21 protein-coding genes are annotated in these 21,457 nt (G+C 63.8%); 12 read left to right on the forward strand and 9 right to left on the reverse strand.

The window, feature by feature from the left end:
- Positions 1-78 precede the first annotated feature (78 nt).
- The 7 genes from lpdA to mdh all read right to left on the reverse strand — a co-directional run bounded on the left by lpdA (position 79) and on the right by mdh (position 11,097).
- Positions 79-1,467 carry a dihydrolipoyl dehydrogenase gene (gene lpdA / locus CLN94_RS01120; RefSeq protein ID WP_096430135.1) on the reverse strand — a complete coding sequence of 463 codons (1,389 nt, stop codon included), beginning with the start codon at positions 1,465-1,467 and terminating at the stop codon, positions 79-81.
- A 125-nt stretch (positions 1,468-1,592) separates the two neighbouring features.
- The gene (gene odhB / locus CLN94_RS01125; protein WP_096430137.1) at positions 1,593-3,098 is read right to left on the reverse strand and encodes a 2-oxoglutarate dehydrogenase complex dihydrolipoyllysine-residue succinyltransferase; all 1,506 of its coding nucleotides are present in this window, start codon (positions 3,096-3,098) and stop codon (positions 1,593-1,595) included.
- Positions 3,099-3,101: 3 nt separating this feature from the next.
- The gene (locus CLN94_RS01130) at positions 3,102-6,065 is read right to left on the reverse strand and encodes a 2-oxoglutarate dehydrogenase E1 component (protein WP_096430139.1); all 2,964 of its coding nucleotides are present in this window, start codon (positions 6,063-6,065) and stop codon (positions 3,102-3,104) included.
- 386 nt (positions 6,066-6,451) lie between these two features.
- The gene (gene sucD / locus CLN94_RS01135) at positions 6,452-7,339 is read right to left on the reverse strand and encodes a succinate--CoA ligase subunit alpha (RefSeq protein WP_096430141.1); all 888 of its coding nucleotides are present in this window, start codon (positions 7,337-7,339) and stop codon (positions 6,452-6,454) included.
- Between the two features lie 4 nt (positions 7,340-7,343).
- Entirely contained in the window at positions 7,344-8,537 is a 1,194-nt protein-coding gene (gene sucC / locus CLN94_RS01140; protein WP_096430143.1) for an ADP-forming succinate--CoA ligase subunit beta, read from the reverse strand.
- A 306-nt stretch (positions 8,538-8,843) separates the two neighbouring features.
- A complete protein-coding gene (locus tag CLN94_RS01145) occupies positions 8,844-10,061 on the reverse strand; it encodes a hypothetical protein (RefSeq protein ID WP_096430145.1) in 1,218 nt (405 codons plus the stop codon).
- A gap of 73 nt (positions 10,062-10,134) precedes the next feature.
- On the reverse strand, positions 10,135-11,097 hold the full coding sequence (gene mdh / locus CLN94_RS01150) for a malate dehydrogenase (RefSeq protein ID WP_096430147.1): 963 nt from the start codon (positions 11,095-11,097) through the stop codon (positions 10,135-10,137).
- Positions 11,098-11,427: 330 nt separating this feature from the next.
- Between mdh and CLN94_RS01155 the strand changes: the two genes are divergently transcribed.
- From CLN94_RS01155 to CLN94_RS01195, 9 genes are all read left to right on the forward strand, one after another.
- A complete protein-coding gene (locus CLN94_RS01155) occupies positions 11,428-12,291 on the forward strand; it encodes an HpcH/HpaI aldolase/citrate lyase family protein (protein ID WP_096430149.1) in 864 nt (287 codons plus the stop codon).
- A gap of 12 nt (positions 12,292-12,303) precedes the next feature.
- Positions 12,304-12,849, forward strand: coding sequence for an NnrU family protein (locus tag CLN94_RS01160; protein ID WP_096430151.1), 546 nt, complete (start codon positions 12,304-12,306; stop codon positions 12,847-12,849).
- A gap of 10 nt (positions 12,850-12,859) precedes the next feature.
- Positions 12,860-13,063, forward strand: a complete 204-nt coding sequence (locus CLN94_RS01165) for a DUF1737 domain-containing protein (protein WP_096430153.1) — start codon at positions 12,860-12,862, stop codon at positions 13,061-13,063.
- A gap of 21 nt (positions 13,064-13,084) precedes the next feature.
- Positions 13,085-14,119 carry a MaoC family dehydratase gene (locus tag CLN94_RS01170; protein WP_096430155.1) on the forward strand — a complete coding sequence of 345 codons (1,035 nt, stop codon included), beginning with the start codon at positions 13,085-13,087 and terminating at the stop codon, positions 14,117-14,119.
- A 355-nt stretch (positions 14,120-14,474) separates the two neighbouring features.
- Positions 14,475-14,858, forward strand: coding sequence for a succinate dehydrogenase, cytochrome b556 subunit (gene sdhC / locus CLN94_RS01175; protein ID WP_096430157.1), 384 nt, complete (start codon positions 14,475-14,477; stop codon positions 14,856-14,858).
- Positions 14,859-14,868: 10 nt separating this feature from the next.
- Positions 14,869-15,270, forward strand: coding sequence for a succinate dehydrogenase, hydrophobic membrane anchor protein (gene sdhD / locus CLN94_RS01180; protein WP_096430159.1), 402 nt, complete (start codon positions 14,869-14,871; stop codon positions 15,268-15,270).
- Positions 15,271-15,289: 19 nt separating this feature from the next.
- The gene (sdhA, locus tag CLN94_RS01185; protein WP_096430161.1) at positions 15,290-17,095 is read left to right on the forward strand and encodes a succinate dehydrogenase flavoprotein subunit; all 1,806 of its coding nucleotides are present in this window, start codon (positions 15,290-15,292) and stop codon (positions 17,093-17,095) included.
- Complete coding sequence (locus CLN94_RS01190) at positions 17,095-17,385, forward strand: hypothetical protein (protein ID WP_096430163.1); 291 nt, start codon at positions 17,095-17,097, stop codon at positions 17,383-17,385. Before sdhA ends, CLN94_RS01190 begins: the two co-directional genes overlap by 1 nt.
- A gap of 16 nt (positions 17,386-17,401) precedes the next feature.
- Positions 17,402-18,181: a succinate dehydrogenase iron-sulfur subunit gene (locus CLN94_RS01195; RefSeq protein WP_096430165.1), complete on the forward strand. Its 780-nt coding sequence runs from the start codon at positions 17,402-17,404 to the stop codon at positions 18,179-18,181.
- A gap of 50 nt (positions 18,182-18,231) precedes the next feature.
- Here the strand turns inward: CLN94_RS01195 and CLN94_RS01200 are convergent, their stop codons facing one another.
- Complete coding sequence (locus CLN94_RS01200) at positions 18,232-19,032, reverse strand: YiiX/YebB-like N1pC/P60 family cysteine hydrolase (protein WP_179300200.1); 801 nt, start codon at positions 19,030-19,032, stop codon at positions 18,232-18,234.
- 282 nt (positions 19,033-19,314) lie between these two features.
- Between CLN94_RS01200 and CLN94_RS13875 the strand changes: the two genes are divergently transcribed.
- Together CLN94_RS13875 and CLN94_RS01205 are read left to right on the forward strand one after the other, a co-directional pair.
- A complete protein-coding gene (locus CLN94_RS13875) occupies positions 19,315-19,476 on the forward strand; it encodes a hypothetical protein (protein WP_179300201.1) in 162 nt (53 codons plus the stop codon).
- A gap of 60 nt (positions 19,477-19,536) precedes the next feature.
- Complete coding sequence (locus CLN94_RS01205; RefSeq protein WP_096430169.1) at positions 19,537-20,397, forward strand: urea carboxylase-associated family protein; 861 nt, start codon at positions 19,537-19,539, stop codon at positions 20,395-20,397.
- A 128-nt stretch (positions 20,398-20,525) separates the two neighbouring features.
- Here the strand turns inward: CLN94_RS01205 and CLN94_RS01210 are convergent, their stop codons facing one another.
- The gene (locus CLN94_RS01210; RefSeq protein WP_096430171.1) at positions 20,526-20,873 is read right to left on the reverse strand and encodes an ArsR/SmtB family transcription factor; all 348 of its coding nucleotides are present in this window, start codon (positions 20,871-20,873) and stop codon (positions 20,526-20,528) included.
- Positions 20,874-21,100: 227 nt separating this feature from the next.
- Between CLN94_RS01210 and CLN94_RS01215 the strand changes: the two genes are divergently transcribed.
- Positions 21,101-21,439, forward strand: a complete 339-nt coding sequence (locus CLN94_RS01215; protein WP_096430173.1) for an AtpZ/AtpI family protein — start codon at positions 21,101-21,103, stop codon at positions 21,437-21,439.
- Positions 21,440-21,457: the final 18 nt, after the last annotated feature.

Raw genomic sequence — 21,457 nt, forward strand, 5'->3', positions numbered from 1 at the left:
AATTCTACCGAGACGCCTGCGCGCGATCGAAAAAGGGCGACCCGAGGGCCGCCCTTTCGTCGTTTCCGGAGTGCCGGATCAGGCGTGGATCGCGCCGTCGCCGCAGGCCAGAGCCGCTTCGCGCACCGCTTCCGAATAGGTCGGGTGGGCGTGGCAGGTCAGCGCGATATCCTGAGCCGAAGCCCCGAATTCCATCGCGACGCAGATCTCGTGGATCATGTCGCCAGCGGCCGGGCCGATGATGTGGCAGCCGAGGATGCGGTCGCTCGCCGCATCGACGATCAGCTTCACGAAACCGTCGGCCTGGAACACGGCCTTGGCGCGGGCGTTGCCCATGAAGCTGAACTTGCCGACCTTGTAGGCGCGGCCCTCGGCCTTCAGCGCCTCTTCGGTCTTGCCGACCGAGGCAACCTCGGGGGTGGTGTAGATCACACCGGGGATCACGTCGTAGTTCACGTGGCCATGCTTGCCGGCGACTACTTCGGCCACCGCCATGCCTTCGTCCTCGGCCTTGTGGGCGAGCATCGGGCCCACGATCGCGTCGCCGATCGCGTAGATGCCTTTGACGTTGGTCGCCCAATGCGCATCGGTCTTGATCTGGCCGCGCGGCTCCATCTCGACGCCCAGCTCGGCGAGGCCGAGCCCGTCGGTGTAGGGCTTGCGGCCGGTGGCGACCAGCACGACTTCGGCGTCGAGCGTGTGCTCGCTCTCGTCCTTGCGCAGCTTGTAGGCGACGGTGTTCTTGCCCTTGCCCTTGGTCACGCCCTGCACTGCGGCGCCGAGCACGAAGTCGATGCCCTGCTTGGCGAGGATCTTCTGGAAGGACTTGGCCACTTCGCCATCCATGCCCGGCGTGATCGCGTCGAGGAATTCGACCACGGTCACCTCGGCGCCGAGGCGTCTGTAGACCGAACCCATTTCAAGCCCGATCACGCCCGCACCGATCACCACGACCGATTTCGGAATCTTTTTCAGCGACAGCGCGCCGGTCGAGGTGACGACGGTGTCTTCGTCAATCTCGATGCCGGGCAGCGAGGCGGCCTCGGAGCCGGTGGCGATGATGATGTTCTTGGCCGAGTGGACCTCGTCGCCGACCTTGACCTGACCGGCCGCCGGGATCGAGCCCCAGCCCTTGAGCCAGGTTACCTTGTTCTTCTTGAACAGGAATTCGATGCCCTTGGTGTTGCCGCCGATGACATCGTCCTTATAGGCCTGCATTTGCTTCCAGTCGACCGAGGGGCTTTTGCCCTTCAGGCCCATCTTGGCGAAGTTATGCTCGGCCTCGTGCAACTGGTGCGTCGCGTTCAAAAGCGCCTTGGACGGAATGCAGCCCACGTTGAGGCAGGTGCCGCCCAGCGTTTCGCGCCCTTCGACACAAGCGGTCTTGAGGCCTAGTTGCGCACAGCGGATCGCACAGACATAGCCACCCGGGCCGCCGCCGATCACGATAACGTCGAAATCTGCCATTGGAGTTTCCTTTGACTACGGCGGGGGGCGCTGCCCCCCGTGCCCCCCGGGCGTATTTCAGCCAAGAAGAAGGGGCGGGAATGGAAAGGGGCGGCGCGGGGCCGCCCCGGTTGGGTTGCGTCAGATCACAGATCCATCAGCAGGCGGCGCGGATCTTCCAGCGCCTCTTTGACGCGCACGAGGAAGGTCACGGCGCCCTTGCCGTCGACGATGCGGTGATCGTAGCTGAGCGCCAGGTACATCATCGGGCGGATCTTGATCTCGCCGTTGATGACCATCGGGCGGTCCTGGATCTTGTGCATGCCGAGGATACCCGACTGCGGCGGGTTCAGGATCGGCGAGGACATCAGCGAGCCATAGACGCCACCGTTCGAGATGGTGAAGGTGCCGCCCTGCATTTCCGCCATCGACAGCTTGCCGTCACGGGCGCGCTTGCCCTTTTCGGCGATCGCTTTTTCGATATCGGCAAACGACATCTGGTCGGCGTCGCGGATGACCGGAACCACGAGGCCCGTCGGGGTGCCAGCGGCCACGCCCATGTGGACGTAGTGCTTGTAGACGATGTCGCCGCCGTCGATCTCGGCGTTGACTTCCGGCACTTCCTTCAGCGCGTGGCAGCAGGCCTTGGTGAAGAAGGACATGAAGCCCATGCGCACGCCGTGTTTCTTCTCGAAGGCATCCTTGTAGGTGTTGCGCAGCGCCATCACCTCGGTCATGTCCACCTCGTTATAGGTGGTCAGCATCGCGGCGGTGTTCTGCGCGTCCTTCAGGCGGCGCGCGATGGTGGCGCGCAGGCGGGTCATTTTCACGCGCTCTTCGCGGGCGGCGTCATCGGCATTGACCGGGCCGCGCGGCGCGGCGGCGGGGGCCGGGGCGATCGAGACGGCCGGTTTCGCGGCGGCGGCCATCACGTCTTCCTTCATGATGCGGCCGTCTTTGCCCGAGCCCTGGACCGAAGCCGGGTCGATGCCTTTTTCCGCCATCAGCTTGTTGGCGGAGGGCGCGTTCTCGACGTCTTTCGCGCCCGAGGCGGCCGGGGCGGCGGCAGCCGGAGCGGCGGCAGCGGCCGGGGCGGCGGCGCCTGCCGAGGCACCCTCGGCGATCACGGCCAGCTTGGCCGAGGCGTCGACGGTCGTGCCTTCGGGGGCGACGATCTCGGTCAGAACGCCAGCGCAGGGCGCGGGAACCTCGACCGACACCTTGTCGGTTTCCAGCTCGCAGAGCATCTCGTCCTGGGCAACGGTGTCGCCCACTTTCTTGAACCAGGTGGACACCGTGGCCTCGGCAACCGATTCACCGAGCGTGGGGACCATAACGTCCGTCATTTTGACCTCATTGGATTGGGGCGCGGCCTGGGCGCCGGTCTCTTGTTTGGGGGCGGGGGCGGCGGCGGCCGCGCCCTCGGAAATCACGGCAAGGAGGGCGTCGACGCCGACGGTCTCGCCTTCGGCGGCGATGATCTCGGCGAGGGTGCCAGCGGCGGGCGCCGGCACCTCGACGGTGACCTTGTCGGTTTCCAGCTCGCAGAGCATTTCATCGACGGCAACCGCATCGCCCGGCTTCTTGAACCAGGTGGCGACGGTCGCCTCGGTGACGGATTCGCCCAGGGTGGGGACGCGAACTTCGGTCATTTATCAGCCCTCCAGTGCATCGTTGACCAGCGCCTCTTGCTCGGCCTTGTGGCGACTGGCCAGACCCGTCGCGGGCGAGGCCGAGGCCGCACGACCGGCATAGCGGGCGCGGGAATGTTTGGCGTCGATCTTGCCGAGAACCCATTCGATATTGGGCTCGACGAAGGTCCAGGCGCCTTGGTTCTTCGGCTCTTCCTGGCACCAGATGATTTCGGCACCCTTGAAGCGCGACAGCTCGTTGACCATCGAATGCGCCGGGAACGGGTAGAACTGTTCGAGGCGCAGGATGTAGACATCCTCGAGGCCACGCTTGTCGCGCTCGGCGAGCAGGTCGTAATAGACCTTGCCCGAGCAGATCACGACGCGCTTGATCTTGTCGTCGCCCGCCAGCTTGAACTCCGAGTTGCCCGAATGCTGCGGGTCGGCATCGTCCCACATCACGCGGCGGAAGAACGAACCGGTGGTGAATTCCTCGGCCTTCGAGACGCAGAGCGGGTGACGCAGAAGCGACTTCGGCGTCATCATGATCAGCGGCTTGCGGAAGTTGCGGTGGATCTGGCGACGCAGGATGTGGAAGTAGTTCGCCGGGGTCGAGCAGTTCGCCACGATCCAGTTATCTTCCGCCGAGAGCTGCAGGAAGCGTTCCAGACGCGCCGAGCTGTGCTCGGGGCCCTGACCCTCGAAGCCATGCGGCAGCAGGCAGACGAGGCCCGACATCCGGAGCCATTTGCGCTCGCCCGAGTTGATGAACTGGTCGAACATGATCTGCGCGCCGTTGGCGAAGTCGCCGAACTGTGCCTCCCAGAGCGTCAGCGCGTTCGGTTCCGACAGCGAGTAGCCGTATTCGAAGCCCAGCACCGCGTATTCCGAGAGCATCGAGTCGATGACCTCGTAGCGCGCCTGACCCGGTTTGATGTGGTTCAGCGGGTAGTAACGCTCTTCGGTGGACTGGTCGATCAGGCCCGAATGACGCTGCGAGAAGGTGCCGCGGGTACAGTCCTGACCTGCGAGGCGGACCGGGAAGCCCTCGGCCACGAGCGAGCCGAAGGCCAGCGCTTCGCCGGTCGCCCAGTCAAAGCCCTTGCCGCTCTCGAACATCGCCTTCTTGGCCTCGAGCTGACGCGCCACGGTTTTGTGGATGTCGAAATTCTCGGGGTAGGAGGTCAGGCCGCGGCCGATCTCCTGGAAGGCTTCCTCGGAAACCGAGGTGACGCCCGCGTCATAGTCGCCTTTTTCGCGGTCGAGGTGCTTCCAGCGGCCATCGAGCCAGTCGGCCTTGTTCGGCTTGAACGCCTTGCCGATCTCGAACTCTTCGTTCAGGTGCGACTGGAACGCGGCCTTCATGTCCTCGATCTCGCCTTCCGGGATCAGCCCGTCGGCAACGAGGCGCTCGGTGTAGAGCTGCAGCGTGGTCTTGTGACCCTTGATGTTCTTGTACATCTGCGGGTTGGTGAACATGGGCTCGTCGCCTTCGTTGTGACCGAAGCGACGGTAGCAGAACATGTCGATGACCACGTCCTTGGCGAATTTCTGGCGGAATTCGATCGCGACCTTGGCTGCGTGGCAGACCGCCTCCGGATCGTCGCCGTTCACGTGGAAGATCGGGGCTTCCACCATCAGCGCGATATCCGTCGGATAGGGCGAGGTGCGCGAGAAATGCGGCGCGGTGGTGAAGCCGATCTGGTTGTTCACCACGATATGGATGCAGCCGCCGGTGCGATGGCCCTTGATCCCCGAAAGCTGGAGACACTCGGCCACGACGCCCTGACCGGCAAAGGCCGCGTCGCCGTGCAGCAGGATCGGCAGCACCGCGGTGCGTGCCTCGGTATCACCCAGCTGGTCCTGCTTGGCGCGGACCTTGCCCAGCACGACCGGGTTCACCGCCTCGAGGTGCGAGGGGTTCGCGGTCAGCGACAGGTGCACCTTGTTGCCGTCGAACTCACGGTCCGCCGAGGCGCCGAGGTGGTATTTCACGTCGCCCGAACCGTCCACGTCATCGGGCTTGTAGGAACCGCCCTGGAATTCGTGGAAGATTGCGCGGTAGGGCTTCGACATCACGTTGGCCAGCACCGACAGGCGGCCGCGGTGCGGCATGCCGATGACGATTTCCTTCAGGCCCAGCTGACCGCCGCGCTTGATGATGCCTTCCATCGCCGGGATCAGCGCTTCGCCGCCATCGAGGCCGAAACGCTTGGTGCCCATGTATTTCACGTGCAGGAACTTCTCGAAGCCCTCGGCCTCGACCAGCTTGTTCAGGATCGCGCGGCGCCCTTCGCGGGTGAAGGCGATTTCCTTGCCATAGCCCTCGATCCGCTCTTTCAGCCAGCCGGCTTCCTCGGGGTTCGAGATATGCATGTATTGCAGCGCGAAGGTGCCGCAATAGGTGCGCTTGAGCACGTCGATGATCTGGCGCATCGAGGCGATCTGGAGGCCCAGAACGTTGTCGATGAAGATCGGGCGATCCATGTCGGCGTCGGCGAAGCCGTAGCTGCGCGGGTCAAGTTCCGGATGCGGGGTCTTGTCGCGCATGCCCAGCGGGTCGAGATCGGCGATCAGGTGGCCGCGGATACGGTAGGCGCGGATGATCATCAGCGCGCGGATCGAGTCGAGCACGGCGCGTTTCACCGCCTCGTCCGATACTTCGACGCCCTTCTCGGCGGCTTTCGCCTTGATCTTGTCGCCAGCGCCCTTGGCCTCTTTCGGGGCCGGCCATTCGCCGGTCAGCGCGGCGGTCAGCTCATCGGCGGGAACCGGCGGCCAGTCGGCGCGATCCCAGGACGCGCCCTGCGCCGATTTCGTCACCGAAAGCTGGTCGTCGCCAAGCGTGGCAAAGAACTCGGCCCAGGCAGCATCGACCGAGGCCGGATCCTGCGCGTAACGGGCATAGAGCTGTTCGACATAGTCCGCGTTCGCCCCTTGCAGGAAGGAGGAAGCGTGGAGCTGATCGTTGGGGGTCTGATCGTTCATGGTTTCACCTGAGTCCGGTGTCGGTTGAGGTCGGGGCCGTCACGCAGCGCAAAAGCGGGGCGCGGCGGCGGTGATCGGGCGGAGGCGTCGGGCCTCCGTCGCGGGCGATGCGTGATGGTGAGCGGGGAGGGCGCGGGACGAGACGACCGGGGCCGGCGCCGGGGCGCCGCGCCGAGGCGCGCAAAGGACCAATGCGTCTCCGGGGCGATACCCCGGCGAAAGCGCGATCATCATCTTCTCTCTCCCAGTTCGGCAGGGTGCCGAAACTCCCGAGCGAGGCTCGAAAGAGCAAAGCAGAGGGGGCCCACTCTCTGTTTTGCTCTTGCGAGTTGCGCCGAAGCGCAGGGTAGGGGCCACCCCGAAGGGCAGCCCCGCACCCGAAAGGCTTATTCGCCCTTGATCGCCTTCATCACGGCTTCGCCGAGATGGGCGGGGCTTTCGGCGACAACGATGCCCGCCGAACGCATTGCTTCGATCTTCGACTCGGCGTCGCCTTTGCCGCCCGAAACGATGGCGCCGGCGTGACCCATGCGGCGGCCCGGAGGCGCCGTGCGGCCCGCGATGAAGCCCGCAACCGGCTTCCAGCGACCTTTTTTCTTCTGCTCCTTCAGGAACTCCGCGGCTTCCTCCTCGGCCGAACCGCCGATTTCGCCGATCATGATGATCGAGGTGGTTTCCGGGTCGTCCAGGAACATGTCGAGCACGTCGATATGCTCGGTGCCCTTGATCGGGTCGCCGCCGATGCCGACAGCCGACGACTGGCCGAGGCCGAGGTCGGTGGTCTGTTTCACGGCTTCATAGGTCAGCGTGCCCGAGCGCGAGACGACGCCACACGAGCCACGCATGTGGATGTGGCCCGGCATGATGCCGATCTTGCAGGCGTCCGGCGTGATGACGCCGGGGCAGTTCGGGCCGACGAGGCGCGATTTGCTGTCGATCAGCGCACGCTTCACGCGCATCATGTCGAGCACCGGAATGCCCTCGGTGATGCAGACGATCAGTTCCATCTCGGCGTCGATCGCTTCGAGGATCGAGTCGGCCGCGAAGGGCGGGGGCACGTAGATCGCGGTCGCGTTGGCGCCGGTCACGTGTTTCGCTTCGTGGACCGAGTTGAACACCGGCAGGTTCAGGTGCGAGGTGCCGCCTTTACCCGGGGTGACGCCGCCGACCATCTTGGTGCCGTAGGCGATCGCCTGTTCCGAGTGGAACGTGCCCTGCGAGCCGGTGAAGCCCTGGCAGATGACTTTGGTGTTTTCGTTGACGAGGACTGCCATGTTCTTAGCCTTTCACCGCTTTCACGATCTTCTGGGCGCCGTCGGCGAGGTTGTCCGCCGCGATCACGTTCAGGCCCGAATTCGCAATGATTTCCTTGCCCAGTTCCACGTTGGTGCCTTCGAGGCGCACAACCAGCGGAACCTGCAGGCCGACTTCCTTCACCGCGGCGATGACGCCCTCGGCGATGATGTCGCAGCGCATGATGCCGCCGAAGATGTTCACGAGGATGCCCTTAACTTTCGGGTCCGAGGTGATGATCTTGAAGGCTTCGGTCACTTTCTCTTTGGTGGCGCCGCCGCCAACGTCGAGGAAGTTCGCCGGCTCGGCGCCGTAGAGCTTGATGATGTCCATGGTGGCCATCGCCAGACCCGCGCCGTTCACCATGCAACCGATCTCGCCGTCGAGCGCGATATAGTTGAGGTCGTATTTCGACGCTGCGAGTTCTTTCGGGTCTTCTTCGGTCTCGTCGCGCAGGGCGGCGACATCGGCGTGGCGGTAGACCGCGTTGCCGTCGAAGCCGAGCTTGGCGTCAAGCAGCTTGAGGTTGCCGTCTTCCATGACGATCAGCGGGTTGATTTCCAGCATCTCCATGTCCTTCTCGACGAAGGCACGGTAGAGGTTGCCGAGCAGAGCAGTCATCTGCTTGACCTGACCGCCTTCGAGGCCGAGCGCGAAGGCGACGCGGCGACCGTGGAACGGCATGTAGCCGGTGGCCGGGTCGATGGTGATGGTCAGGATTTTCTCGGGGGTCGAGGCGGCGACTTCTTCGATGTCCATGCCTCCCTCGGTCGAGCACACGACCGAGATGCGCGAGGTGGCGCGGTCAACCAGCAGCGCGAGGTAGAGTTCGCGCGAAATGTCCGAACCGGCTTCGATGTAGATGCGGTTCACCTGCTTGCCGGCCGGGCCGGTCTGGTGGGTCACCAGCGTGCGGCCGAGCATCTTCTTGGCTTCTTCGGCAGCTTCTTCCACCGACTTGGCCAGGCGCACACCGCCCTTTTCGCCAGCTTCGGCTTCCTTGAACTTGCCCTTGCCGCGGCCGCCGGCGTGGATCTGGGCTTTCACGACCCAGAGCGGACCGTCAAGCTCACCCGCGGCAGTCTTGGCGTCTTCCGCCTTCAGGACCGCGCGGCCTTCCGAGACCGGGCAGCCGTAGCTCTTGAGGAGCTGCTTCGCCTGATATTCATGAATGTTCATGGCATTTTCCCATGCTGGTGCGATTTGGGGCCTTTTGTCACAGCTTGGGCATGTAACAAAACTATAAATGCGTCTTCGCCGCCTTTTCGGGCATAAAAGCGCCTTTTGTGATCACAGTTTTAGGGGGTGTGATCACAATTATTCGGAATTTTGACAGTAGCCCGGTTTTCCCGCGACTCACTCTGCTGGCGGGCGCTGCGGCGCAGCATCTGCAAAGATGTGTCCACGCCTCGGAAACATCTGCAAAGCGACGCAACGTCAACTGGCCTGCGCCCCCATGAAAACAAGGGGCGCAGCGCCATGAAGTCAGTTCAGGAACACCATGAACAGCGGCGCCTGTCCCGAGACCAGCATCTCGAACCGCTGCACGTTTGCCGAGGTGACCAGCGGGGCGTCGCTCAGATAGGGCAGGGCGCCCCAGCCCTGGATCCAGCCCACAAGGTCGATCGGGCGTGGCTCGGTGAACAGGCGCGAGATGTCGATGCCGATCGAGGCGCTGTCGGGGTTGCCCATGAAGAACCCTTCGACGTCCCAGTAGGGCGCGGCCAGTTTGCCCGTCAGCAGCCCTTCGGCATCCGCAAGCACCCGCTGCCAGTTCGCGCCGATCCCTTTCGGGAAGGGGATGCCGGTGGCCGAGACCTGTGCGTCATTCGGGATCCACTCGCGGTCATTGTCGGTTTCGGCTTCGACCCGCGTCCAGAAGATGCGGTTCTCCGCGACCATCGACAGGAAATGATCGCGCGCGGCGACGGTGCGTGCGACCGCGGGTTCGTGGCGCAGCGTGCCGTCGATGATCGCAAACAGATCGACGAAGCTTTCGAAGTTGCGCTGGCGGCCGCCGGGCTCGGTGGCGCCGCGCAGCACCGATTTCGCCTCGAGCACGCGGGCGATCGACGGCTCGGGGTCATAGGCGAGGATCATCTCGGTCGAGCCCGCAACCATGTGGGTATAGGCCGAGAGCCAGGCGGCATCGGCCACGTCAAAACGGATCTCTGGCAGGGGTGGCCGCTCGGCCTGACGCATCCATTGCCAGCCCCAGATCGTCACGCCGACCATCTCCGCGAAATCCTCGTATTCGGCGCGTTTGCCGTCGCGGTCGAGGTCGATCCAGAGGTCGCCAAAGCGCAGCACCAGCCCGAAATCCGAGTCCTCGGGAATCCCGGCCAGCGCCGTGCGCGCGCGCTCCATCGCGTCGAGCGTGTTGCTCAGCAGCGCGGTGATCTCGGCCGGATCGAGGTTGCGGGTGGTGTCATTCTCGGGCAGGCGCCCGGCCATCCCGAACATCATGTCGAAATCGCGCGGCATGCCGACCTCCCAGCGCAGCTGATAGGCCTGCGAGAGCGCGTTCAGGAATTCGAGCCCCGCAATGGCAAAGCGTTCCTCGTCGCTGGGGCTGTCCAGCGCCGAGAGCCGCGCCAGCGTCGGCGCAATCCCGGTTTCGGCAATCTCTGTGGAAATATCGGTCTCTGCCAGTGCCACGGCGGGCAGGGCGGAAACCACGGCGGCTGCCAGAATGGCACGCATGACGGGTCCTCCTCCCAAAAAATAAAAAGGCGCACCCGAAGGTACGCCTTTAAGTCTACTCGTTTTTTGCCGATTAGGCCAGCGACGGGTCGATGCCTTTGCAGGCTTCGACGAGGCCCTTCACCGCGTCGACCGACTTGTCGAACATCACTTGCTCTTCTTTGTTGAGCTTGATGTCGACGACCTTCTCGATGCCGCCGGCGCCGATGATGGTCGGCACGCCGACATACATGTCCTTCACGCCCAGCTCGCCATCGCAATAGGCGGCGCAGGGCAGCAGGCGCTTCTGGTCTTTCAGGTAGGCTTCGGCCATTTCGATCGCCGAGGTGGCCGGCGCGTAGAAGGCCGAACCGGTTTTCAGCAGGCCAACGATCTCGGCGCCGCCATCACGGGTGCGCTGCACGATCGCGTCGAGCTTCTCTTGCGAGGTCCAGCCCATTTCGACCAGGTCCGGCAGCGGGATGCCGCCAACGGTCGAGTAACGGACCGAGGGAACCATGGTGTCGCCGTGGCCGCCCAGAACGAAGGCGGTGACGTCGCGCATCGAGACGCCGAATTCGACCGACAGGAAGTGACGGAAGCGGGCCGAGTCGAGCACGCCGGCCATGCCGACGACCTTGTTCGCGGGCAGGCCCGAGAACTTCTGCAGCGCCCAGACCATCGCGTCGAGCGGGTTGGTGATGCAGATCACGAAGGCGTTCGGAGCGTGGGCCTTGATGCCTTCGCCGACCGATTTCATGACTTTCAGGTTGATGCCCAGCAGGTCGTCGCGCGACATGCCCGGCTTGCGCGGAACGCCCGCGGTGACGATGCAGACATCAGCGTCGGCGATGTCGGCGTAGTCGTTGGTGCCTTTGAAGGAGCCGTCGAAGCCTTCCGAGGGGCCCGATTCAGCGATGTCGAGGGCTTTGCCCTGCGGGGTGCCTTCGGAAATGTCGAACATGACGACGTCACCGAGTTCTTTGATCGCGGCGAGGTGGGCGAGCGTGCCGCCGATCTGACCAGCGCCGATAAGGGCAATCTTGGGTCGGGCCATTTGAGTCCTCCAAAGTCAGGATGGATGGGTTGAAACTGACGCCGAGGGGATTAGCGGCTTGCGGCCGTTGTGGCAAGGGCGCTGCGCGGTGAGGGGGCGCATTGTATGCAATTGTGCACTGAAAATTGCCAATTCACGACTTTTTCGGCGGGTGAAGGCGGCGGCGACGGGGCGGATCGGTGCCGGATCTGCCGTTCATTGCTGAAATCAGTCTGGACCGATTCTATCGCGGGGCCGTTGCGAAACCTTTCTGCGATGCGGCAAATCGGGGGTTGATGATTCTGTCTCGATCGTGACATTTGACGCAACTTTATTTCGGAGGACAGAATCATGGCGAACCGTCCCACTCGCTCGGTGCTTTACATTCCCGGCTCGAAAGAGCGCGCTCTGGAAAAGGCCACGGGTCTGATCTGCGATGCGATCATCTTCGATCTCGAAGACGCCGTGGCCATGGATGAAAAGGTCAATGCGCGCGGCCTGCTGGCCGAGACCCTGAAGACCGCCGATTACGGCAACCGGATGCGCATCGTGCGGATCAATGGGCTCGATACCGAATGGGGCGCGGACGACTGCAAGACCTTCGCCGCCGCGATTGCGGATGGCGCCAAGGTCGATGCGATCCTGATCCCGAAGGTCTCGAAAGCCGCCGATCTTGATGCCGTCGCCGCGCTGGTGCCCGATGTGCCGCTCTGGGCGATGATGGAAACCGCACTCGGCATGCTGAACGCGCATGAGATCGCGCAGCACCCGCGCCTTGAAGGCATGGTGATGGGCACGAACGACCTTGCCAAGGAAATGCAGACGCGTTTCCGCGCCGACCGTCTGGGCCTGCAAACCGGGCTGGGCCTGTGCCTGCTGGCCGCCAAGGCCTGCAGCAAGATCATCGTCGATGGCGTCTATAACGCCTTCAAGGATGACGAGGGGCTCAAGGTCGAATGCGAGCAGGGCCGCGACATGGGCTTTGACGGCAAGACGCTGATCCACCCGGCGCAGCTCGAGATCACCAACGCCGCCTTTGCGCCCTCGGAGGCCGAGATCGACCTGGCCAAGCGTCAGATCGCCGCGTTCGAGGAGGCCGAAAAGAATGGCCTTGGTGTCGCGGTTGTGGATGGCCGGATCGTCGAGAATCTGCATATCGTCACGGCGCGGCAGACGCTGGCCAAGGCGGAGGCGATCGCCGCGCTGAACGGCTAAGGGGCAATCGCGATGGCACTTCTTATTCTGGGCGTCCTCTTGTGGGCGCTGCCGCATCTGGGCAAACGGCTGGTTCCGGGGTTTCACCGGGCGCTGCAGGGCTCGGAGAAGCCGATGGTGGCGGGGCTGGCCAGCCTTGGCATCGTGCTGATGGTGATCGGCTACCGGATGTCGGAGGGGGCTGTGTTCTGGGGCCGCCACCCTGCGACGGTCGGCATCAATAACCTGTTGATGCTGGTCTCGGTTTACCTGTTCGCGGCTGCGGGGATGAAAACGGCGCTGGCGCGCAAGATGCGCCACCCGATGCTGATCGGGATGATCCTGTGGTCGATCGCGCATATCCTGGTGAATGGCGACGTGCCGAGCTTCGTGCTGTTCGGCGGGCTGGGCCTCTGGGCGGTGCTGGAGATCGTTCTGATCAACCGCGCCGTGCCGAAATGGACGCCCCCCAAGGCGAAGCCCGCGAAATTCGAGGCGATGGCGCTGGGCGGCACGCTGCTGGTTTTCGGCGCCATTGCAGGCATCCACTACCTGCTCGGCTATCCGGCTTTCGGCTGAGGGGCGCGCGATGAAACTCTACCGCTTCCTCAGCTCCGACGACACCAGCGAGTTCTGCCACAAGGTCACCGCCGCGCTGAACAGCGGCTGGGAGCTGCACGGCTCGCCGACCTACGCCTTCGACGCCGCCAAGGGCGTGATGCGCTGCGGCCAGGCCGTGGTGAAGGAAAAGGACGGGGAGTATCACCCCGAGATGAAACTGGGCGCCCAGTAGCGCCGCAACCGAGGAACGATCATGGCAAAGACCAATCCGGGCCGCTTTTTCGAAGATTACAAAGTGGGCGACGTGATCCGCCACGCCGTGCCGCGCACCGTGGCCGAGGGCGAGCGGGCGCTCTATCACGCGCTTTATCCGGCGCGCCACGCGCTTTATTCCTCGGATGAATTCGCCGGCGCCTGCGGCCTCGAAGGCAGCCCGCTGGACGATCTGGTGGCCTTCCACGTGGTCTTTGGCAAGACCGTGCCTGACGTGTCGCTGAACGCGGTGGCGAACCTTGGCTATGCCGAGGGCCGCTGGCTGAAGCCGGTCTATCCGGGCGACACGCTGCGCTCGGAGTCCGAGGTGATCGGCCTCAAGGAGAACTCCAACGGTAAGTCGGGCGTGGTCTATGTGCGCACGCGCGGCCTGAACCAGATGGACGAGGTCGTGCTGGAATACGTGCGCTGGGTGATGGTGCGCAAAGGCAATCTCGATGCGCCCGCGCCCGAAACCGTGCTGCCCGCGCTGGCCAAGGTGGTCGCGCCCGAGGACATCACGATCCCCGAGGGGCTGACCTTCGAGGAATATGACTTCGATCTGGCCGGAGAGGCGCATCGCTGGGGCGATTACGAGATCGGCGAGAAAATCGACCACGTCGATGGCGTGACGATCGAGGAAGCCGAGCACATGATCGCCACGCGGCTCTGGCAGAACACCGCCAAGGTGCATTTCGACGCGACCTTCCGCGAAGACGGCCAGCGGCTGATCTATGGCGGCCATGTGATCTCGATGGCGCGGGCGCTCTCGTTCAACGGGCTGGCCAACGCGCAGATGATCGTTGCGCTGAACGGCGGCGCCCATGCGAACCCCTGCTTCTCGGGCAATACCGTGAAAGCCTGGTCCGAGGTTCTGGATAAGGCTGATACCGATGCGCCGGGCGTCGGGCTGATCCGCCTGCGCCTCGTCGCGGTAAAAGAAGGCGCCGAGCCTTTCGCGCTGAAGGGCGAGGACGGCAAGTACAAGCCCGAGGTCCTGCTCGACCTCGATTACTGGGCGGTGATGCCGAAATAAGCGACCCGTTACGGTCCAAAACAGATACCCGCGGTGCCGATGCCGCGGGTATTTTCATGTCCGAGACCTGCCCGGCGGCGCTTTTGCCTCAAAACGACTCCCCGCGCGGGGGCAGGGCCCGCAACTTGCCCAAACGGCAATTTTAGGTGCGAATATGTGATCACGCCCCCAAAATATGTGATCACAAACCGCCTTTTTCTCCCCTGTTTGTAACGATTTCCCGAAAATTGGTACAAGTCGCGCGTGACTCGCGTGAAATAATCGCTATTGAGTAGGGGCAATTCCGGCCAGCCCCGGATCGCGTGGCGCCCCCTTGCGCCCGCCCGCTCGGGGCACAGCGACAGAGGGACCCATTATGGCTGACGTGAAACGGGTGGAACGGCCCCTTTCCCCGCATCTGCAAATCTATCGCCCACAGCTTACGTCGATCACGTCGATCCTGACGCGGATCACCGGCAATGCCCTGATCGTGGCTGTGATCCTGGTGGCCTGGTGGCTTCTCGCCGCTGCGACGAGCCCCGACTACTTCGACTTCGCGAATGCCGTTGTGACCTCGTGGTTCGGCAAGCTGGTCTTCCTCGGCTCGATCTGGGCGGTGTGGTATCACTACCTCGCCGGCCTGCGTCACCTCTATTTCGACGCCGGCAAGGGCCTCGAGATCAAGACCGCCGAAAAGCTCGGCATGGGCGTGATCATCGGTTCGGTCGTGCTGACCATCATCACCATCATTCTGGTCTGAGGAGACGATCATGCGTTACCTGACCGCACGCAAACGCGCCGAAGGCAAAGGCGCCTCGGGCACCGGCACCGAGCATCACTGGTACATGACGATGTCGGCCGTGGGCCTGGCCTTCCTCGTGCCCGTCTTCCTGTACATCCTTGGCTCGACCATCGGCGCGCCGCTGGAAGAAGTGATCGCGACCTTCTCGCGTCCCTTCCCGGCGATCATCACCGCGCTGGTCACCGTTGTCGGCATGCGCCACTTCGCCAAGGGCGCGCAGATGATGATCGAGGATTACGCGCAGGGCACCGCCCGCAAGGCAGCTATCATCGCCGCCTACGCGATCGCTTATGCCGTGACGGCCGCCGTGCTCTACGCGCTGGCCAAAATGGCCTTCATCGGCCTCATCCTTGGCGCGATGGGCGCTTGAACGACGGGAAGACAGACAGATGGCTGCTTATCAATACGAAACGCATGAATACGATGTCGTGGTCGTGGGCGCCGGTGGGGCTGGCCTGCGTGCGACCCTTGGCATGGCTGAACAGGGCCTGCGCACCGCCTGCGTGACCAAGGTTTTCCCGACCCGTTCGCACACCGTTGCGGCGCAGGGCGGTATCGCCGCCTCGCTCGGCAACATGGGCCCGGACAGCTGGCAATGGCACATGTTCGACACTGTGAAGGGCTCGGACTGGCTGGGCGACACCGACGCGATGGAATATCTCGCGCGCGAAGCTCCCAAGGCCGTTTACGAGCTTGAGCACTACGGCGTGCCCTTCTCGCGGACCGAGGAAGGCAAGATCTACCAGCGTCCCTTCGGTGGCCACACCACCGAATTCGGTGACGGCCCGCCCGTGCAGCGCACCTGCGCCGCGGCAGACCGCACCGGCCACGCCATCCTGCACACGCTCTATGGCCAGTCGCTGAAGAACAACGCGGAATTCTACATCGAGTATTTCGCCATCGACCTGATCATGTCGGAAGACGGCGTGTGCCAGGGTGTGGTCTGCTGGAAGCTCGACGACGGCACCTTCCACGTGTTCAACGCGAAGATGGTCGTGCTGGCCACCGGCGGCTATGGCCGCGCCTATTTCAGCTGCACCTCGGCCCACACCTGCACCGGCGACGGTGGCGGCATGGTGGCGCGCGCGGGCCTGCCGCTGCAGGACATGGAATTCGTGCAGTTCCACCCGACCGGCATCTACGGCTCGGGCTGCCTGATCACCGAGGGCGCGCGCGGCGAGGGTGGTTACCTGACCAACTCGGAAGGCGAGCGTTTCATGGAGCGTTACGCGCCCCATTACAAAGACCTCGCGCCGCGTGACTATGTTTCGCGCTGCATGACCATGGAGATCCGCGAAGGCCGCGGTGTGGGCGAGCATGGCGACCACATCCACCTGAACCTCTCGCACCTGCCCGCCGAAGCGCTGGCCGAGCGCCTGCCGGGCATCTCGGAATCGGCCAAGATCTTTGCCGGTGTCGACGTGACCAAGGAACCGATCCCGGTTCTGCCGACGGTGCACTACAACATGGGCGGCATTCCGACCAACTACTGGGGCGAAGTGCTGAACCCGACCAAGGACGCGCCGAACCAGGTGGTTCCGGGCCTGATGGCCGTGGGCGAAGCGGGCTGTGCCTCGGTGCACGGCGCGAACCGCCTCGGTTCGAACTCGCTGATCGACCTCGTGGTCTTCGGCCGCGCCGCCGCGATCCGCGCCGGTCAGGTCGTCGATGCCAAGGCCCGCAACGGCGAGCTGAACCAGGCTTCGGTCGACAAGGCCTTCGATCGCTTCGATGGACTGCGCCACGCCAAGGGCGGCACGCCGACGGCGGAACTGCGCCTTGAGATGCAGCGCACGATGCAGGCCGACGCGGCGGTGTTCCGCACCGACAAGACGCTGAAGGAAGGCGTCGAGAAGATGACGGATGTTGCCGCCAAGCTCGACGATCTGGCCGTCACCGACCGCTCGCTGATCTGGAACTCGGATCTGATGGAGACGCTCGAGCTGACCAACCTGATGCCGAATGCTCTTGCCACCATCGTCGGCGCCGAAGCGCGCAAGGAAAGCCGTGGCGCCCATGCCTCGGAAGACCACGCGACCCGCGACGACGAAAACTGGCGCGTGCACACCATCAGCCGCGTTGTCGGCAACAAGGTCGACCTCGAATATCGTCCGGTCATCAAGGACCCGCTGACGACCGAGGCCGAGGGTGGCATCGACCTGAAGAAGATCGCGCCGAAAGCGCGGACCTTCTGATGATCCGTCGGTCTGCATATGGCGCACTTGCGGTGGCGGGGCTGATCCTCGCCGCCTGCGGTCCGATCCCGGTCCATGAGGCAGAGCGGATCTGCGCCCAGCAGGTCTTGAACAAGCCGCTCAGCGGCGAGGCGAAAGTGGGCATCAACCAGGACGGCCACGCGATCACCGATATCGACATGACGCTGTCGCTCGACGCGCTCATGGGTCGCGACCCGAACGAGGTCTATTCCCGCTGCGTTTACAACAGATCCGGTCAGCTCCCGACGCGGCCGCTCTATTCCCGCTAACCGAAAGGGGAAACACATGGTTCAGTTCACGCTTCCCAAGAACTCGACAATCCGCGTCGGCAAGACCTGGCCGAAGCCGGAAGGCGCGAAGAACGTTCGCAAATTCCAGATCTATCGCTGGGACCCGGACACCGGGGAAAACCCGCGCATCGACACCTATTTCCTGGACATGGACCGCTGCGGCCCGATGGTTCTGGACGCGCTGATCAAGATCAAGAACGAGATCGACCCGACCCTGACCTTCCGCCGCTCGTGCCGCGAAGGGATCTGTGGCTCCTGCGCGATGAACATCGACGGGATCAACACGCTGGCCTGTATCTACGGCCTCGACGAGATCAAGGGCGACGTCAAGATCTACCCGCTGCCGCACATGCCGGTGGTGAAGGACCTGATCCCGGACCTGACGCATTTCTACGCGCAGCACGCCTCGATCATGCCCTGGCTGGAAACCAAGACGAACCGCCCCGCGAAAGAGTGGCGCCAGTCGATCGAGGATCGCAAGAAACTCGACGGTCTCTATGAATGCGTGATGTGCGCCAGCTGCTCGACTTCGTGCCCGAGCTACTGGTGGAATGGCGACAAATACCTTGGCCCGGCAGCGCTCCTGCACGCCTACCGCTGGATCATCGACTCGCGCGACGAGGCGACCGGCGAGCGTCTGGACAACCTTGAAGACCCCTTCAAGCTCTATCGCTGCCACACCATCATGAACTGCGCGAAAACCTGCCCGAAGGGTCTGAACCCCGCGAAGGCGATCGCCGAGATCAAGAAGATGATGGTCAGCCGCGTCGTCTGATCGCGGAATGCCAGACAGAAAAGGGCCCGGTGCAATGCGCCGGGCCTTGTTCATTCCAGCGTGCGGCGCTGGCCGGGAATGGGTTGCACCGCCGCCTCACGCCACCAGCCCTTGAGCTCGGACATTGCCCCGCTCCGCCCGGTCTCGGACCAGCCTTTCTCGGTGCCGGTGAAATGCGTGACCAGTTTCAACTCGGATTTGTCGGCAAGTACCAGCGCCACAAGGTCATCGGGCAGCATCAGCGTGTAATCGTAAAGCCGCCGGTCGGGCAGATCGACGCCGGGCAGGCCGATCTGGGCCAGCTCGGTGCAATAGAGCTTTGTCGGATCGGTGCCATCGAAGGTGAAGTCATATTCGCGCCCGAGCGTGGCAAATGCGGCCCGCGCGTCGCACCGATCCGTGCCGCAGCCCGTCTTGAGGCGCAGGATGCTGAGCGCATCGGTGGCGAGTGCGTGGTTTGCGTCCGACAGATGCACGCCGTTCGTATCCGCCTCAATGAAATACATGCCGTTCCGGATCGCCGTGTGATGCGGCACCACGGCCGGGTCATCCCAGAGACCGGCCCGCTTCAGGTCGTCTTCGGAGCCCAGATACAGCACCACATGACCGAAGAGCCCCGGCAAGGTTTTCCCCGAAAGCCGGTTCTTGGAACTCAGAGCCAGCAGGTCCATCGGCTCCAGCTGCGCGAGAATCGCCTCGCGCGCGGCGGGGGGCTCAAGGTGACCCTCGCGGAAGACGACATTGCCGAACACCGGCCCCAGAACCGGCATCAGCGGATCGGCGATCTGCATCACCGGCGGCGGGTAGAACTCGGCATTATCACAACAATTCGCGAGCTCGGTCCCCGACAAGGCACGCGCTGCCTCCCCCGGATCCGGAGGGGCGCAGCCGGTCAGGGACAGCCCCGCGGCACAGAGAAGCGCTGCCATAACGTGATGAGACATCGTGAAAACCTGAATTCAGACGCCCATTTTCGCATTCCGATGCATGCGGGGCAATGGGGGCACACCAAAACGTCAACAAATGCTGCATTGCAGCATCGTCATGGCGACCATGCAAAATTGACCCTCGCGTAACGGTGGTCGTCGCCCTATATGCCCCCACAGGGAGGAACACCGTAATGGAGCGTTCCAATGGTTGCAGACGTGATCGAGTCCCGTCAGATTGAAAAACTCCGCAATCTGATCGAAAGCCAATCCTACTACGAGCCGGAATACCCGTGGCGCAAGCCGCGCAAACCGGCATCGAGCCTGGATGCTGTCGAACTGATGTATGCGTACTACGGCACCCGCTGATCCAAATCGCACTGGCGCCTGCGCCCCGGTCACGACAGACTGGGGCGCAGGAGGCCTCGCATGAAACCTACGATCCCAGAATTTTCTCCTCCGGCCGATGCCGCCGCGCGCCGTGCGATCCGCCCGGTGATCTGCTATCCGCCCGAGACCCTGCCGGTCCCCGATCTGGCCAGCTATCGCGCCGCGCGCGAGGGCTGGGTCAAGACCGCCGAGGTCATCGTGCCCGCCCGCGCCGCTGCCAGTTTCGAGGTGCCTGCGGGCCATTTCTTTCGGATCACCAGCATCGAGGGCCCGCAGGTCGGTGACCTCAACCTGTTCTCGGCTGACCTGTCCGAGCGGTTTTATTCCGGCAAGACCCGCGCGCTGCACGGCACGCATCTGAGCACGGGCGACCGGCTCTGGTCCTCCTTCCCGAGCCTGCGACCGATGGCGACGATCACGGCGGACACGCTGGACTGGTATGGCTTCGATGGCGATGGCGGATCGGTCCATGATGTGATCGGCACGCGCTGTGACCCCTACACCCATTGCCTGCTGTCGGATGGCGGGCAGTATCACCACTGCTGCCATTCGAACCTGACGCGCGCGCTGGCCGCGGCTCGCGGGCTTGACCTGCCTGCTGCCGAAGCCCTCGTCCATGATGTGCTCAACGTCTTCATGTGCACGGGGTTCACCCGCGATACTGGCCAGTATTTCATGAAGGCGAGCCCGGTGCGCCCCGGCGATTGCCTCGAATTCTTCGCCGAGATGGACCTCTTGGGCGTGCTCTCGGCGTGCCCCGGCGGCGATTGCGGCTCCGAGCACAGCTCGGATATGGCGCGCTGTTTTCCGCTGCTGGTAGAGACCTTCCGTCCGAGCGCGCCCCCGGCGGGCTGGGCGTCTCCGCCCGCGAATGGCTATGACCGGAGCCACGGCGGCTAGGGCGCAGGGGGCGCGGCCCCCTCTGCCTTCGGCATTCACCCCCGGGATATTTGCGGCAAAATGAAAGCCCTTTCATCGAGCGGAAAATACTCCGGGGGTGAGGGCGTAGCCCGAGGGGGCAGGGCCCCCTAGTCTTCGGGCGGCAGCGAAAGCTCGGTTTCGAGGAAGCGCTCGAAGGCGTCGAGGTCGAGCGGCTCGAACTGGCCAAACCCCTGAATCCAGGTGGTGGCGTCGCGCAATGCGTGGGGTTCGAGCTTGCACCATTTCACCCGGCCGTGTTTCTCCTGCGAGATCAACCCGGCATCGGCGAGGATCGAGAGGTGTTTGGAGATCGCGGCGAGCGACATCTCAAAGGGCTCGGCGACATCGGTGACGGCCATGTCGTCTTCAAGCAGCATGGTCAGGATCGCGCGCCGGGTCGGGTCGGCAAGCGCGGCAAAGATAGCATCGAGCTGGGCGGCGTGGCGAGGGCTCATGCGACCTTGATGGCGGGCGCGGTGAAAAACGTCAACCAATCGGTTGAATAAGCGGTTTGGCCCGAAATCTGCCCTTGCGGCGGCGTGGGGCGCGATCTGTTGCTGTGACGGTTTGCTGAAATCTTGTTTTATCAAAGGGTTATGTTGTTCTTGCGTTGCCGCTAACGCTGTTGACTCACGCCTGCGTGACAACTAAACCGGGGCCAAGTTTCAGGCGGGGGCCAATCATGTCCGATGTGCCGTCCGAAGAGCCCGATCCCGAGCGCCTTGCCGCGCTTGAGAAGAAGCTCGACGAGGTCAAGCGGGCGCGAGCGCCCAAGCCGCGCGCCGATCAGCAGCTGTCTCAGGCGAACATGGCCTGGCGGATGGTGATCGAGATGGTTTCGGGGCTGGGGATCGGCTTCGGCATCGGATACGGGCTGGATGCTCTTTTGGGCACGCAGCCGTGGTTGATGGTGCTGTTCACGCTCCTGGGCCTGGCGGCGGGGATCAAGGTGATGATCCGCTCCGCGCAAGAGATGCAAAAGGAAGCGGCTGCCAAGGCAGCTGATGTAGAGGGAAGATAGACGTGTCGGAAGCTCAGG

The sequence above is a fragment of the Pseudothioclava arenosa genome (assembly GCF_002358085.1).
Lineage (GTDB): Bacteria > Pseudomonadota > Alphaproteobacteria > Rhodobacterales > Rhodobacteraceae > Pseudothioclava > Pseudothioclava arenosa.